Source organism: Thauera sp. AutoDN2 (assembly GCF_051280715.1).
Classification (GTDB): Bacteria; Pseudomonadota; Gammaproteobacteria; order Burkholderiales; family Rhodocyclaceae; genus Thauera.
The window spans coordinates 72564-85105 of record NZ_JBNCAR010000010.1; the positions used below are offsets into that span (position 1 = coordinate 72564).

12 protein-coding genes and 1 tRNA gene are annotated in these 12542 nt (G+C 66.2%); 6 read left to right on the forward strand and 7 right to left on the reverse strand.

The annotated features are described in order from the left end of the window. Positions 1-118: 118 nt before the first annotated feature. From lnt to ACPT9U_RS08145, 6 genes are read right to left on the reverse strand one after another with little or no spacing between them, the layout of a single operon-like run. On the reverse strand, positions 119-1696 hold the full coding sequence (gene lnt / locus ACPT9U_RS08120) for an apolipoprotein N-acyltransferase (protein ID WP_435750527.1): 1578 nt from the start codon (positions 1694-1696) through the stop codon (positions 119-121). Then, positions 1696-2535 carry an HlyC/CorC family transporter gene (locus tag ACPT9U_RS08125; protein ID WP_435750528.1) on the reverse strand — a complete coding sequence of 280 codons (840 nt, stop codon included), beginning with the start codon at positions 2533-2535 and terminating at the stop codon, positions 1696-1698. The genes lnt and ACPT9U_RS08125 overlap by 1 nt, the downstream gene beginning before the upstream one ends. Positions 2536-2557: 22 nt before the next feature. Beyond that, a complete protein-coding gene (gene ybeY, locus ACPT9U_RS08130) occupies positions 2558-3337 on the reverse strand; it encodes an rRNA maturation RNase YbeY (protein ID WP_435750529.1) in 780 nt (259 codons plus the stop codon). Then, on the reverse strand, positions 3327-4355 hold the full coding sequence (locus tag ACPT9U_RS08135) for a PhoH family protein (protein ID WP_435750531.1): 1029 nt from the start codon (positions 4353-4355) through the stop codon (positions 3327-3329). Before ACPT9U_RS08135 ends, ybeY begins: the two co-directional genes overlap by 11 nt. Further along, positions 4356-5708 carry a tRNA (N6-isopentenyl adenosine(37)-C2)-methylthiotransferase MiaB gene (gene miaB / locus ACPT9U_RS08140; protein ID WP_435750532.1) on the reverse strand — a complete coding sequence of 451 codons (1353 nt, stop codon included), beginning with the start codon at positions 5706-5708 and terminating at the stop codon, positions 4356-4358. It abuts the gene before it with no gap. A gap of 58 nt (positions 5709-5766) precedes the next feature. Then, positions 5767-6066 (reverse strand): hypothetical protein, encoded by a 300-nt coding sequence (locus ACPT9U_RS08145; protein ID WP_435750534.1) that lies wholly within the window; start codon positions 6064-6066, stop codon positions 5767-5769. A 239-nt stretch (positions 6067-6305) separates the two neighbouring features. Here ACPT9U_RS08145 and ACPT9U_RS08150 point away from each other — a divergent pair. Continuing rightward, a tRNA-Met gene (locus ACPT9U_RS08150) sits at positions 6306-6382 on the forward strand. Positions 6383-6897: 515 nt separating this feature from the next. Here the strand turns inward: ACPT9U_RS08150 and ACPT9U_RS08155 are convergent. After that, on the reverse strand, positions 6898-7839 hold the full coding sequence (locus ACPT9U_RS08155; protein WP_435750535.1) for a sensor domain-containing diguanylate cyclase: 942 nt from the start codon (positions 7837-7839) through the stop codon (positions 6898-6900). A 285-nt stretch (positions 7840-8124) separates the two neighbouring features. On the opposite strand from ACPT9U_RS08155, the gene ACPT9U_RS08160 reads away from it, so the two are divergent. The 5 genes from ACPT9U_RS08160 (at position 8125) to ACPT9U_RS08180 (ending at position 12509) form a co-directional block, all read left to right on the forward strand. Beyond that, positions 8125-9549, forward strand: coding sequence for a dihydrolipoyl dehydrogenase (locus ACPT9U_RS08160; protein ID WP_435750536.1), 1425 nt, complete (start codon positions 8125-8127; stop codon positions 9547-9549). After that, complete coding sequence (locus tag ACPT9U_RS08165) at positions 9546-9980, forward strand: DUF2141 domain-containing protein (RefSeq protein WP_435750537.1); 435 nt, start codon at positions 9546-9548, stop codon at positions 9978-9980. The genes ACPT9U_RS08160 and ACPT9U_RS08165 overlap by 4 nt, the downstream gene beginning before the upstream one ends. 61 nt (positions 9981-10041) lie before the next feature. Further along, positions 10042-11058: a nucleoid-associated protein gene (locus ACPT9U_RS08170; RefSeq protein WP_435750538.1), complete on the forward strand. Its 1017-nt coding sequence runs from the start codon at positions 10042-10044 to the stop codon at positions 11056-11058. Between the two features lie 33 nt (positions 11059-11091). Then, entirely contained in the window at positions 11092-11313 is a 222-nt protein-coding gene (locus ACPT9U_RS08175; protein WP_435750540.1) for a hypothetical protein, read from the forward strand. Then, a complete protein-coding gene (locus ACPT9U_RS08180) occupies positions 11310-12509 on the forward strand; it encodes a CaiB/BaiF CoA transferase family protein (protein WP_435750541.1) in 1200 nt (399 codons plus the stop codon). The genes ACPT9U_RS08175 and ACPT9U_RS08180 overlap by 4 nt, the downstream gene beginning before the upstream one ends. The last annotated feature ends 33 nt before the right edge of the window (positions 12510-12542 follow it).

Sequence of the window (12542 nt, forward strand, 5' to 3'; positions counted from 1 at the left end):
GCAAAGGCGATGATTTTAACGGGCTTCGGGCTGCAAGGGGGCTGCAAGCTTACCGCCTGGCACCCTCTTGCGGGAGCGGGTTCCTGCGGGAGCAAGTTTGCCCGCGAACATTACGCGCTCAAGCGCCGCGTTCTCGGGCAAGCCCACCCCCACTGGCACCGCCCAGGGCAATGGCGGCCAGGGTCAGCAGCGCAAGGCCCAGTGCCAGCCAGTCGCCCCAGCGCGCGTAGGGTGTCAGCCCGGTGTAGCCCTGCGCTTCCACGCGCAACACCCCGCGCTCGAAGGCCGGCAGCACGTCGCTCACGCGGCCATTCGGCTGCACCAGCGCGGTCATGCCGGTGTTGGTCGAGCGCAGCATCGGGCGTCCGGTCTCGAGCGCACGCACACGGGCGACCTGCAGGTGCTGGGGCTGAGCGAGCGAGTCGCCGTACCAGGCAAGATTGGAAATATTGAGCATCAAGGTGGCCTCCGGCAGCGCGCGTGCGAGCTCTGCACCGAAGAGATCCTCGTAGCAGATGTTGAGCGCCACGCGTTGCGCGCCGAAGCGCATCGGCGGCTGGTCGGGGGCGCCGCGCGTCTGGTCGGACATCGGAATCTGCGCCAGCCGGTAGAACCAGCCGAAGAGCGGCGGCGAATACTCGCCGAAGGGCACCAGGTGCTGCTTGGCGTAGTACTGCGCAGGCGCGGCGCCGAGGCTGATCGCCGCGTTGTAGATGTGCCCGGCCTCATCGCGGCGGAACACGCCCATCACGAGGTCTCCGCCACCTTCACGTGCCGATTGTGCCAGCCATTTCAGGTAGCCTTCAGGCAGGCGATCGAGCAGTGTCGGCACGGTGGTCTCGGGTAGCACCACGAGCGCAGGCGGCTGTGGCCCAGCAAAAGCTTCGCGCACCAGGTCCAGGTTGGCCTGGAGCACGTCGGCAAAGCGCTCCGGATCCCACTTCAGGCTCTGCTCGAAATTCGTCTGCACCAGCGCCACGGTGACCGGCGCACCGCTCGGCACGGTCCATCCCCGGCCAGCCAGCCCCATGCCGACTGCGAGCACGACGCCCACCACCGCCACCGGCGCCCAGCGCCGCACGGGGGCACCACGCCCCATGGGCAGGAAGACCACCAGAGCAGCGACGAACGCGGCAAGCCCGCCGACGCCGTAGGCGCCGATCAGCGGCAGATAACCGGCGAGCGGACTGGGTGGCGTCTGCGAGTAAGCGACGGCCAGCCAGGGAAAACCGGTAAACACCACGCCGCGCAACCACTCGGCGAGCAGCCAGAGCGCGGCAAAGAGGGCGGCTGAACGCACGGGCGCCGCAGAAGGCGCTCGTAGTGGGGGCGCCGCTCCGACCCTTTGCGGGGAACGCGGCGGGCGTCGACGATGCAGGCCCGCAAAGCCAGCGCCGGCAAGTCCCGGGAAAAGTGCGAGGTAGCCACAGAACAGGGCGATGGCAAGCACGGCCAGCGGCGCAGGCATGCCACCATAACGCTCGAGAGCCACGTACAGCCAGGACACCCCGCCGGCAAAGGCGCCAAACCCCCAGGCAAACCCGAGTGCGAATCCGTCACGCAGGCGGGTCACACCGGCAAGCAGCCAGGCGAGCACCCCCAGCGAAATCAGCGCGAGCGGATACCACTCGAAGGGCGCGTAGCCGAACACCGACGCGCCGCCCGCAAGCAGCGCGAGCAAGGCGCGACGCCGCATCACTCGTCCACGGGCTCGGGTTGGGGCAGACGCTCCACCACCAGGGTATGCACCCGGCGACTGTCGGCGCGCAGAACCTGAATCTTCAGCCCCTCCACCTCCAGTGCCTCGCCACGCTTGGGCAGGCGCCCGAAATGGCGGATGACGAGACCACCGACGGTGTCGTACTCCTCGTCGCTGAAGTGGGTCGCGAAAGCCTCGTTGAAGTCCTCGATCTCGGTCGTCGCCTTGACGCGGTAGCGCCCGTTCTGATCGAGACGGATGCTGTCGCCAGCCTCGTCGAAGTCGTATTCGTCCTCGATGTCGCCGACGATCTGCTCGAGCACGTCCTCGATGGTGACCAGCCCGGCCACGCCGCCGTATTCATCAACCACGATCGCCATATGGTTGCGCGATACCCGGAACTCGCGCAACAGCACGTTGAGGCGCTTGGATTCGGGCACGAACACCGCGGGGCGGAGCATGTCGCGCAGGTCGAACTCGCGCCCGGCAAAGTAGCGCAGCAAATCCTTTGCGAGCAGGATGCCGGCGACGTCGTCCTTGCCGTCGCCGATCGCGGGGAAGCGCGAGTGCGCGGTGTCGATGGCGAAATTGACGATCGCATCGATCGGATCGTCCAGGTGCACGCAGTCCATCTGCGCGCGCGGGATCATCACGTCGCGCACCTGCATGTCGGACATCTGCAGGGCGCCTTCGATGATGGAGAGCGCATCGGCGTCGATCAGGTTGCGATCGAAGGCCGAGTGCAGTTGCGCGAGGAGTTCTTCGCGATCTTCCGGTTCGCGCGAGAGAAAGGCCGAAAGTCGCTCAAGTAAGGAAGGTTTAGGGGAACTGTCCATTTTGGGTGTCGAAGTCTCCGCTTCAGGCGTTCAAGGCGTATGGGTCGGCGTAGCCCAGCTCGCGCAGGATGGCGGTCTCGAGCGACTCCATCTCGGCGGCTTCCGCTTCGGTTTCGTGATCGTAGCCCTGCAGGTGCAGCATGCCATGCACGACCAGATGCGCAAAGTGCGCCTCCAGGGTCTTGCCCTGGGCGGCCGCCTCGCGCACCACGACCGGCACGCACAGCACCAGGTCGCCGGCGAGCACATCGCCCACGGCATCGGGCGCGCCGGGCAGCGCCTCGTTTTCTGCATAAACGAAAGTCAGGACGTTGGTGGCGTAGTCCTTGCCCCGGTAGTCGCGATTGAGCTCACGCCCTTCGGCCTCGCCCACCAGACGCACGGTGACCTCCGCGTCCCGGCGCGCCGCGGCCCGGGCCCAGCGGCGGATGTGATTTTTCTTGGGCGCGTTGGCCTTGTCCTCGCCTTCCAGCGCCTTCTGCACCGAGAGCTTGAGCACCGGCTCGTGTCCGCCTTCGGGCAACTCCAGCGGATCGACAAAGCGCATGTCGTGATGGACGTCTACGCGCAGGGTGAGCAGATTGCAGGCACCTGGCTGCAGCGAAAGCATCGGCACTGCGCTCTCGTCCTCGCAATCGGCCTCGATCTCGAGATCGCCCCAGGCGGATTCGGGGAAGGCCAGCAGCAGTCGGCGGCCGTTTCCGAAGTCGATCTCGAGGCGCTCGGCCTTCACCCGGCTCGCCTTGCCATCAGCGGCGATCGCGGTGATTCGGGGCGTGCTCACGACTGTCTCATTCGCCATTTCGGGAGTCTTCCTCTTCCTTTGTCTCTTCTTTTGCCTGCGTCGCCCTCGCGCGCGCGGCGGCCTTCTCGCGCTCGATGCGCGCAGCTTCGCGGTCGTAAGCTTCCACGATGCGTGCGACAAGCGGATGACGGACCACGTCTTCCTTGCGGAATTCGGTGATGGCGATGCCGCGCACCTCGGAGAGCACCTCGCGCGCTTCCCTCAAACCACTGCGCTGGCCGCGTGCCAGGTCGACCTGGGTCAAGTCGCCGGTGACCACAGCCTTGGCACCGAAACCGATGCGGGTGAGGAACATCTTCATCTGCTCGGGCGTCGTGTTCTGCGCCTCGTCGAGGATGATGAAGGCGTTGTTGAGCGTGCGCCCGCGCATGAAGGCGAGCGGCGCAATCTCGATCAGGCTGCGCTCGAAGAGCTTGCCGACGCGGTCGAAGCCCATCAGGTCGTAGAGCGCGTCGTACAGCGGGCGGAGATAGGGGTCGACCTTCTGCGCGAGGTCGCCGGGCAGAAAGCCAAGACGCTCGCCCGCCTCGACCGCCGGGCGGGTGAGGATGATGCGCTCGACCAGGTCGCGCTCGAAGGCGTCCACCGCACTCGCCACCGCAAGGTAGGTCTTGCCGGTACCGGCCGGGCCGATGCCGAAGGTGATGTCGAACTCCTGGATATTGCGCAGGTACTCCACCTGGCGGGGCGTACGACCGTGCAGCTCGGTACGCCGCGTCATCAGCACCGGTGCGGACTGCGGCGATTCGCCCTTGTTGGCGATCTCGATCAGGCCAAGCTGCACGTCGTCGAGCGAGAGGTCACTCTCGGCGCGCTCGTAGAAGTGCTTGAGCGCCATCTCGCCGCGCAGCACCTGCGCCGGATGACCGTTGAGCGTGAAGTGCTCGCCACGCCGGCTCACAGTGATGTCGAAGGCGTTCTCGATCTGGCGCAGGTTCTCGTCGAGCACGCCGCAAAGGTTCGCGAGCCGGGCGTTGTCGACCGGCTCGAAGAAGACTTCAAGGGTCTTCGCCATTCAGGATTCCCGGGTGAGGATTTCGCCGCGCAGGCTGTGGGGCAGCGCGGCAGTGATGCGCACATCCACGAACTGCCCGATCAGGCGGTCGCGCGCGGGCGAGTCGGAAGGGAAGTTGACCACGCGGTTGTTGTCGGTGCGCCCCATCATCTCGACCTCAGCGTTCTTCTTCGCCGCGCCCTCGACCAGAATGCGCTGCACCGAGCCGACCATGGCCTCGCTGTTGGCCTGGTACTGCGCGTCGATGCATTTCTGCAGGCGGGCGAGCCAGGCGAGCTTGGTGTCCTGCGGCACAGGGTCTTCGAGGTCGGCCGCCGGCGTGCCAGGACGCGAGCTGTATACGAAGCTGAAGGAGCCATCGAAGCCGATGTCCTCGATCAGCTTCATGGTCTTCTCGAAGTCGTCCTCGGTCTCGCCGGGGAAGCCGACGATGAAGTCGGAGGTCAGCGCCAGATCGGGCCGCGCCGCGCGCAGCTTGCGCACCACCGACTTGAACTCGAGCACCGAGTAGCCGCGCTTCATCGCCGCCAGCACGCGGTCCGAACCCGACTGCACCGGCAGGTGCAACTGCGAGACGAGCTTGGGGATCTTCGCGTAGCAGTCGATCAGGCGCTGCGTCATCTCGCGCGGGTGCGAGGTGGTGTAGCGGATGCGTTCGATGCCGGGGATCTCGGCCACGCACTCGAGCAGGAACGCAAAGTCGCCCTGCTCGCCGTCCTCGCGTACCAGCTCGCCGCGCCAGGCGTTCACGTTCTGGCCCAGCAGCGTCACTTCCTTGACGCCCTGCGCCGCCAGGCCGGCGACCTCGGCGAGCACGTCCTCGAGCGGGCGCGACACCTCATCGCCGCGGGTGTAGGGCACGACGCAGAAGGTGCAGTACTTCGAGCAGCCCTCCATGATGGACACGAAGGCGCTCGCGCCCTCGACGCGCGCCGGCGGCATGGCGTCGAACTTCTCGATCTCGGGGAAGGAGATGTCCACCTGCGAGCGCCCGGTCCGCTTGCGCGCCTCGATCAGGCCGGGCAGGCGGTGCAGGGTCTGCGGGCCGAACACCACGTCTACGTAAGGCGCACGCTTGACGATGGCCTCACCCTCCTGGCTGGCCACGCAGCCACCGACGCCGATGATCAGCCCGGGCTTGGCCTGTTTGAGCAGGCGTGCGCGGCCGAGGTCGTGAAACACCCGCTCCTGCGCCTTCTCTCGCACCGAGCAGGTATTGAAGAGGATCACATCGGCCTCTTCCGGGTTGTCGGTCTTGACCAGTTCTTCGTGGGCACCGAGCACGTCCGCCATCTTCTCGGAGTCGTACTCGTTCATCTGGCACCCGAAGGTGCGGATGTAGAGTTTCTTCATGTTCAGGAAAACACCAGGCTGAGCCTTGCGGCCGTTGGGGCGGGTGTCGCGGCAGCCATCAGCGCTTGGGCTCGGGCAGCGCCGCTTCTTCCGGGGTGAGGATCCACACCCGGTGCACCTCGCCATTGCTGTCGAGCAGCATGCGCACCGTATGGTTTCCGCGAATGTGGGATGGCAGCACGATGCGGTTGTGGGTGTCGCGGATCTGCGCACCGGGACTCAGGCGCAGCGCCAAGTCCTTCACCCGAACCACGCCGGGTTGCGAGAACCCGGCCGTCGCCTTCACGGCGCCATCGGGAATCGGCCGCGGCAGCGCCGCAATCGCCAGCGAGGACGCCATGCCAAGCACGCTGACCATGAGAACGGAAACAAAATGCGGGCGCAAGGGCAGACCGGACAGATCCGGAATGGTAGGAACAGGCGGCGATCATCCCCGATCGCCCGCCTGATGTCAATGCAAAAGCCTTATAAATCAAGACTTCCGAGGCAGACCGCACGCCACCCGCGTGCCGCTCGCCCAAGCCCTCGCCTTTCGGCTTTCGGCCGGCCGACTGTTGACGCATCCCGGCCCGACCCGCTATATTCGCGCGCTCTGTTGGTGATGTAGCTCAGACGGTTAGAGCGATGGATTCATAACCCATAGGTCGGCGGTTCGATTCCGCCCATCACCACCACCAAACACAAAGCCGCTGATTCGAAAGGATCAGCGGCTTTTTGCTTCTGCAAGTGGCACGGGATGCCTGCTCCGACACGTCCTGCACCCTAGGGCGCGCTCGCCGTCCGGCAGCGACACGACTAAGTGACCTTCAAGGTCCTGACCCGCAGCGACCGCGCACTCTCAAACCCACCCGCCCTCCTGACGCCTTCGATCAAGATGCGGTCGAAAGCCGTCTATCCGCCCCCTGCGAACCGGAAGCTCCACGCATTTGCCGCCGGCACAGAGGATGAAACCGAGCCGTTGGCGTGTGTTACTGGACACCAGAAAACGGCATCCGGCCTACGCCGCACCCACTTGCCTCCCTTTTGAGCAACCCATGCAAGCTTATGGCAAACAAGGCTTCGCCACACTTATCCACAGCTCTGCCAACAGCTCTTTCCCCACGGACTGGGGACAACCCAGAGCGAGGGTCGCAAAGCAGGCGCAATCGCGAGCGGACGACGCCGACGGTGGGTTGCCTCAGTCAGCGGCCTACGATTCGACGCAGTTCCGCCCTGCGAGCTTGGCCCGATAGAGCGCCATATCGGCACGCTTGATCAGCGCATCGAAGCCCTCGTCGGCGGCAAGCACGACGGCCCCGAAACTGGCGGTGACAGAGCCCGCCGCGTCGAAGTGTCTGGCCTCGATGCCCGCACGCAGGCGCTCCGCGGCGCGAAGGGTTTCGCTCAGGTCAGCACCGGAGAGCAGCAACAGGAACTCCTCGCCCCCCCAGCGCCCGACCACATCTTCCTCGCGCACCTGCTCGCGCACCACTTCGATCACGCCGCGCAACACGGCGTCGCCAGCGTCATGGCCGTGGGTGTCGTTGATCTGCTTGAACAGGTCGAGATCGAACATCACCAGCCCCAGCGGCGTGCCAGTGGCATGGGCGCGTGCGATCGCATCGTTGAGCCTGCGAGAGAACTCGGCCCGATTGGCCGCGCCGGTCAGGGTGTCGGTGGTGGCCAGGATGCGGATGCGCCGCTCGACCTCCTTGCGCTCGGTGATGTCACGGCAGATGCAGAAGATAAGCTTCTGCCCGCGAAAGATCGTGCGGCTGTTACTGAGCTCGATCTCGACGACGCTACCGTCCTTGCGCATCTGACGGGTTTCGAAGTGGTGTCCATCCGCATCGATGCAGTGAATCATCTCGAGCAGGTCATCCGCCGTGTACTCGTAGGCCCAGTCCCACACGTGGAGCTGATAGGTCTCTTCCATCGTGTAGCCGAGCGTCTCCGCGAAGCGCGGGTTCGCCTCATAGACCCGACCGTTCTGGTCGAGCACGACCACTCCGTCACGTGACTGCGCAAACAGGGTGTGCCACAGGGAGTCCCGGTCGCGGAGAAGTTGCTCCACGGTTTCGCGCTCGAAGTACCCCGCTTCGGAGTCTTCAGCAGGCGCTTCCTGCGTCAGGGGATCGTGACTGGCATTCATTTGGGCCGGATCGACAGCTTGTGAGGGACGGTCCGCCTGAACACGGAACCATCTAATCAATAGCATGCGCGACTCAAGACGCAAAAACCGTAATTTTTGTCACACATACACAATTTATTATGTTTTTAGCCTTTTATCCCCACAGACATGATTCTTCCCGGAAGCACCAGGAATGAAGTTGTGTCCGGTTTATAGTTGAAATCTATGCATCAACGTCGAACGATCAATTAGCCAGAATATAAGCACTCGTTTATGTTTGCCGGACAACCGACACGGAGTTCACCCATGAATGAGGAGATTCACACCGACATCGCGATCATCGGCGCCGGCAGCGCAGGACTGTATGCCCTGCGCGAGGTGCGCCGCGCCGGCCGCGACTTCCTCCTGATCGACCGCGGCCCACTGGGGACGACCTGCGCGCGCGTAGGCTGCATGCCCTCCAAGGTGGCGTTGCACGCTGGTGCGCAATGGGCTGCACGCAGCCAGTTCGCCGAGGCCGGCATCCGTGGAGCAGAGAAGCTGGAGATCGATCTGAGCCGCACGTGGGCCCATGTGCGCAGCAAGCGCGACCAGTTCGCCGCGAGCGCGTCCGGCAAGGCGCGGGAGGCAGCGGGCAAGCATCTGATCGAGGGCAGCGCGCGCTTCATCGAACCAACGCTGATCGAAGTCGAAGGCCCAGCTGGCGTGCGACGCATCCGCGCGCGGGCAGTCGTCATCGCCACCGGGTCACGGCCGGTGATGCCGGCCTGGCTCGACCCGGTACGGGAACGCACCGTGAGCACCGATGAACTCTTCGAGCTCGAGACCCTGCCGCACTCGGTAGGCATTCTTGGCCTGGGCGCGATCGGCCTGGAGATGGGCCTCGCGCTGTCCCGGCTCGGCGTGGGCTTGGTCGCGGCAGATCTCGCACCGACAATCGCCGGCATCGCCGACCCGGAAGTGGGCGAGCGTGCGATCGCCCACTTCGGCGAGGAGATGGAGATGTGGCTGGGTGCCCAGACGACGGTCACCCCGATTGGGCGGGGCGTGCGCATGCGGGCGGGCGACCGCGAGGCCGACGTCGAATTGCTGCTGGCCGCGCTCGGCCGCCGCCCGAACATCGACGGGCTTGGGATGGCCGAGGCCGGTTTCCCGCTCGATGAACGCGGCATGCCCAGGTTCGACCCCACGACGCTGCAGATCTGCGATCTGCCGGTCTTCATCGCCGGCGACGCCAACGCGGACCGCCCGCTGATGCACGAGGCCGCCGACGAGGGCGCAATCGCCGGCTTCAACGCCGCACACGGCATCCCGGTGCGCTTCGCGCGCAAGGTCGCGCTCGGCATCGCCTTCACCGATCCGGACATCGCCAGCGTGGGCGCGCGCTTCGACCAGCTCGACCCGGGACAGATCGTGGTCGGCAAGGCGACCGGCGCAGCCAACGGACGCGCCCGCATCCTTGAGGCCCAGTCCAGCCTGCTGCGCGTGTACGCCGACCGCAGGGACGGCCGCTTGCTCGGCGCCGCCATGATGATGGCCGGCGGCGAGCACATCGCCCATCTGCTCGCGTGGGCAATCCAGCGGGGCGAAACCGCGCGCAGCCTGCTCGAACTGCCCTTCTACCACCCGGTGGTGGAAGAGATGCTGCAAACGGCGCTGCAGGACATCGTCCGCAGCCTTGGCGATGACAGCCCCCTCCCCATCGGACTTGCACAGGAAACCGAGGCATGAACCACAGCCCTACCCGCCTTGCCACTTTGGTACTTGCCGCCGCCCTCGGCTGCAGCACCACACACGCTGCGGCCCCGCTCGAAGTCCAGCTCACCGGCGTCCAGCACGCGCGCGGCGCAATCCGGGTCGGCCTCTACGCCGACGAAAAGACCTTCCGCAAGGAAGCCCAGGCGCTGGCCCTGCAGCAGGTGCCGGCCACGCCCGGCAATGTCGTGGTGCGCTTCGACGATCTCGCCCCCGGCCGCTACGCGATCATGGCTTACCACGACGAGGACGGTAACGGCGAGATGAACCGTCGCTTCGGCATGTTCCCGACCGAGGGCTACGGTCTGTCGAACAACCCGCAGGTCGTTGGTCCGCCCGCCTTTGCGGACAGCGCCTTCGAAGCCGGAGAAAAGGCGCACACGATCACGATCGAGCTGCGTTACTGAAGCGCATCCCGGCAGTGCGCATGGCAGAATCCCGCCCCACTCCCCACCGCAAGCCCACCACATGCGCACCGTCGAACACCTCCTCACCCACCTGATCGTCCACGCACTGGTGCGCGAGCCCGGCGCGCCCTCGCGGCTGGTGCTGCGCGATATGCCCTGTGCGCCAGACGCTGCGGCGCTGCGGCTTGCCGAGCGACTGCGCGCGCAATACGACAGCCGCAGCGCCAAGGGCTTCGGCCGCTTCGAGGAAGACGAGGAAGCCTTCCCGCTGGCACGCTGGCTGCACGCGCACGTGATCGACGAGACGCTCGACTTCACCACCCTGTCGCGCCAGCTTGCCGAGCGCGTGCAGGCGATCGCCGACGAGGAAGAACTCGAGGACGGGGGCCACCTGATCGTGATGCGCGTGCGCGAAGGCGACACCGACGCGCTATGGGTGGCGCTGCTCGGCACGGCCGAGGGCGTGCGCGTCGTTGGTACGCTCGACCTGCTCGACTGCACCCATCTCGACTTCTCCGCGCTACACGCCGCCGGTCGCATCGACCTGTCGGGCTGGCGGAGGGGCGACGAGCGCTATCTCGGTTTCCTGCGCGGACGCGGCAAGGGGGGTGCGTGGTTCAAGCGCGTGCTCGGCTGCAGCGACGTGATGGTGGCGCTGCAGGAGACCAAGAAGCTGGTCGCCACGCTCGACCGTTTCGTTGACACCGAACAGTTCGCCCCCGCCACCCGCGACGCCGTGCTCGAACGCGCCCACGACTACCTCGACACCTTGGGCGAAGCCGGCGCTCCGGTCGTCTTCGAAGAGCTCGCACGCGAGGTCTTCCCCGAGCGTCCGGAGCGCCTCGACGCGCTGCTGCGCGCGGCGGAGACGAAGATCGCCCCCGGCTTTGTCCCCAACCGGCGTGCCATCCGCCCATTGGTGCGCTTCAGCGCCAGCGGCGAAAACTGGAAGCTGGAATTCGAGCGCAGCGGCCTGCACTCCGGCGCGGTGCATTATGACTCCGCAACCGACACCCTGGTCCTGTCGGGGGTGCCGGATTACCTCAAGCGCATGCTGGACGAGGCAGCCTCGGACTGACGCAGTTGCGGCACGCCAGCGCACGAATGGCGAGTGGGCTTGCTTCAAGCGCAGGATGCGCACCGCGCCTGCAAGCACCAGCACGCCGACCACGCCACCGACCACACAGCCCGGCCACGCTCGCCCACTCCACGCCACGAGCGCGCCGGCTGCGATGACGCCGAGGTTGGCGAGCAGCCCGCGCTCAACGGACGCAGCGTGCTGCCAGCTGAGCCTGACATAATGTGGCCCACCGTATTCACCGCCCCGCCATGACCACACCCGCCAAACCCCTCGCCGGCCTGAAGGTTCTTGAGCTCGGCACCCTGATCGCCGGCCCCTTCGCCGCCCGCATCCTCGCTGAGTTTGGCGCCGAGGTGATCAAGATCGAGTCCCCTGACGGTGGCGATCCGCTGCGAACATGGCGCAAGCGCTACGAGGGCACCTCGCTGTGGTGGTACCTGCAGGCACGCAACAAGAAGTCGGTGACGGTAAACCTGAAACATCCCGACGGGGTGGAGGTGGTACGCAGGCTGGCAACCGAGGCCGATATCGTGGTGGAAAACTTCCGCCCCGGCGTGCTGGAGAAGCTCGGTCTGGGCTGGGAAACCCTGTCGGCCCTCAACCCCGGGCTGGTCATGCTGCGCCTGTCGGGCTTCGGCCAGACCGGGCCGATGGCGCAGCAGCCCGGCTTCGGCGCCATCGGCGAGTCGATGGGCGGGTTGCGCTATGTGACCGGCTTTCCCGACCGCCCGCCGGTCAAGACCGGGATCTCGATCGGCGATTCGATCGCCGCACTGTGGGGGGCGCTCGGTGCAATGATGGCGTTGCGCCACCGGGAGGTGAACGGCGGTCAGGGTCAGGTGGTTGGCGTAGCGCTGTACGAGGCCGTGTTCGCGATGATGGAATCGCTGGTGCCGGAGTTCGACGTGGTCGGCTTCGTGCGCGAACGCACCGGCAACATCATGCCCGGCATCACCCCCTCCAATACCCACACCACGAAGGACGGCCGTCACATCACCATCGGCGCCAATGGCGACGCAATCTTCCGCAGGCTGATGGAGGCGATGGGACGCGACGACCTCGCCGCGGACCCGACGCTGGCTGACAACGCAGGGCGCGATGCCCGCCGTGATGAACTCTACGCCGCGATCGACACCTGGGTCGCAGAGCAGGACGAGGCCGAGGCGCTTGACACGCTCGCCACCGCAGAGGTGCCGGCCTCGCGCATCTATTCGGTCGCGGACATGTTCACCGATCCGCAATTCCTTGCGCGCGACATGCTGCAGACTGTGAAGCTGCCCGACGGGCGCGACTGCCGCATGCCAGGCGTGGTCCCCAAGCTATCGACAACGCCGGGGGGAACCGAGTGGATCGGCCCGGCGCTCGGCCAGCACACCGACGCGGTGCTGGAGGCGCTGGGGTATACGCCCGCCCAGATCGAAGCCCTGCACCAGGCTGGCGCCATCTGAACGGGACCCAACCCCCAACCGCGTATCGGCTTC

Coding starts and splice junctions, on each gene's coding strand:
- lnt (WP_435750527.1), bottom strand. CDS start 1,696: ATGCGGCGTCGCGCCTTGCTCGCGCTGCTTGCGGGCGGCGCGTCGGTG.
- ACPT9U_RS08125 (WP_435750528.1), bottom strand. CDS start 2,535: ATGGACAGTTCCCCTAAACCTTCCTTACTTGAGCGACTTTCGGCCTTT.
- ACPT9U_RS08135 (WP_435750531.1), bottom strand. CDS start 4,355: ATGGCGAAGACCCTTGAAGTCTTCTTCGAGCCGGTCGACAACGCCCGG.
- ybeY (WP_435750529.1), bottom strand. CDS start 3,337: ATGGCGAATGAGACAGTCGTGAGCACGCCCCGAATCACCGCGATCGCC.
- ACPT9U_RS08170 (WP_435750538.1), top strand. CDS start 10,042: ATGCGCACCGTCGAACACCTCCTCACCCACCTGATCGTCCACGCACTG.
- ACPT9U_RS08160 (WP_435750536.1), top strand. CDS start 8,125: ATGAATGAGGAGATTCACACCGACATCGCGATCATCGGCGCCGGCAGC.
- ACPT9U_RS08145 (WP_435750534.1), bottom strand. CDS start 6,066: ATGGTCAGCGTGCTTGGCATGGCGTCCTCGCTGGCGATTGCGGCGCTG.
- miaB (WP_435750532.1), bottom strand. CDS start 5,708: ATGAAGAAACTCTACATCCGCACCTTCGGGTGCCAGATGAACGAGTAC.
- ACPT9U_RS08180 (WP_435750541.1), top strand. CDS start 11,310: ATGACCACACCCGCCAAACCCCTCGCCGGCCTGAAGGTTCTTGAGCTC.
- ACPT9U_RS08155 (WP_435750535.1), bottom strand. CDS start 7,839: ATGAATGCCAGTCACGATCCCCTGACGCAGGAAGCGCCTGCTGAAGAC.
- ACPT9U_RS08165 (WP_435750537.1), top strand. CDS start 9,546: ATGAACCACAGCCCTACCCGCCTTGCCACTTTGGTACTTGCCGCCGCC.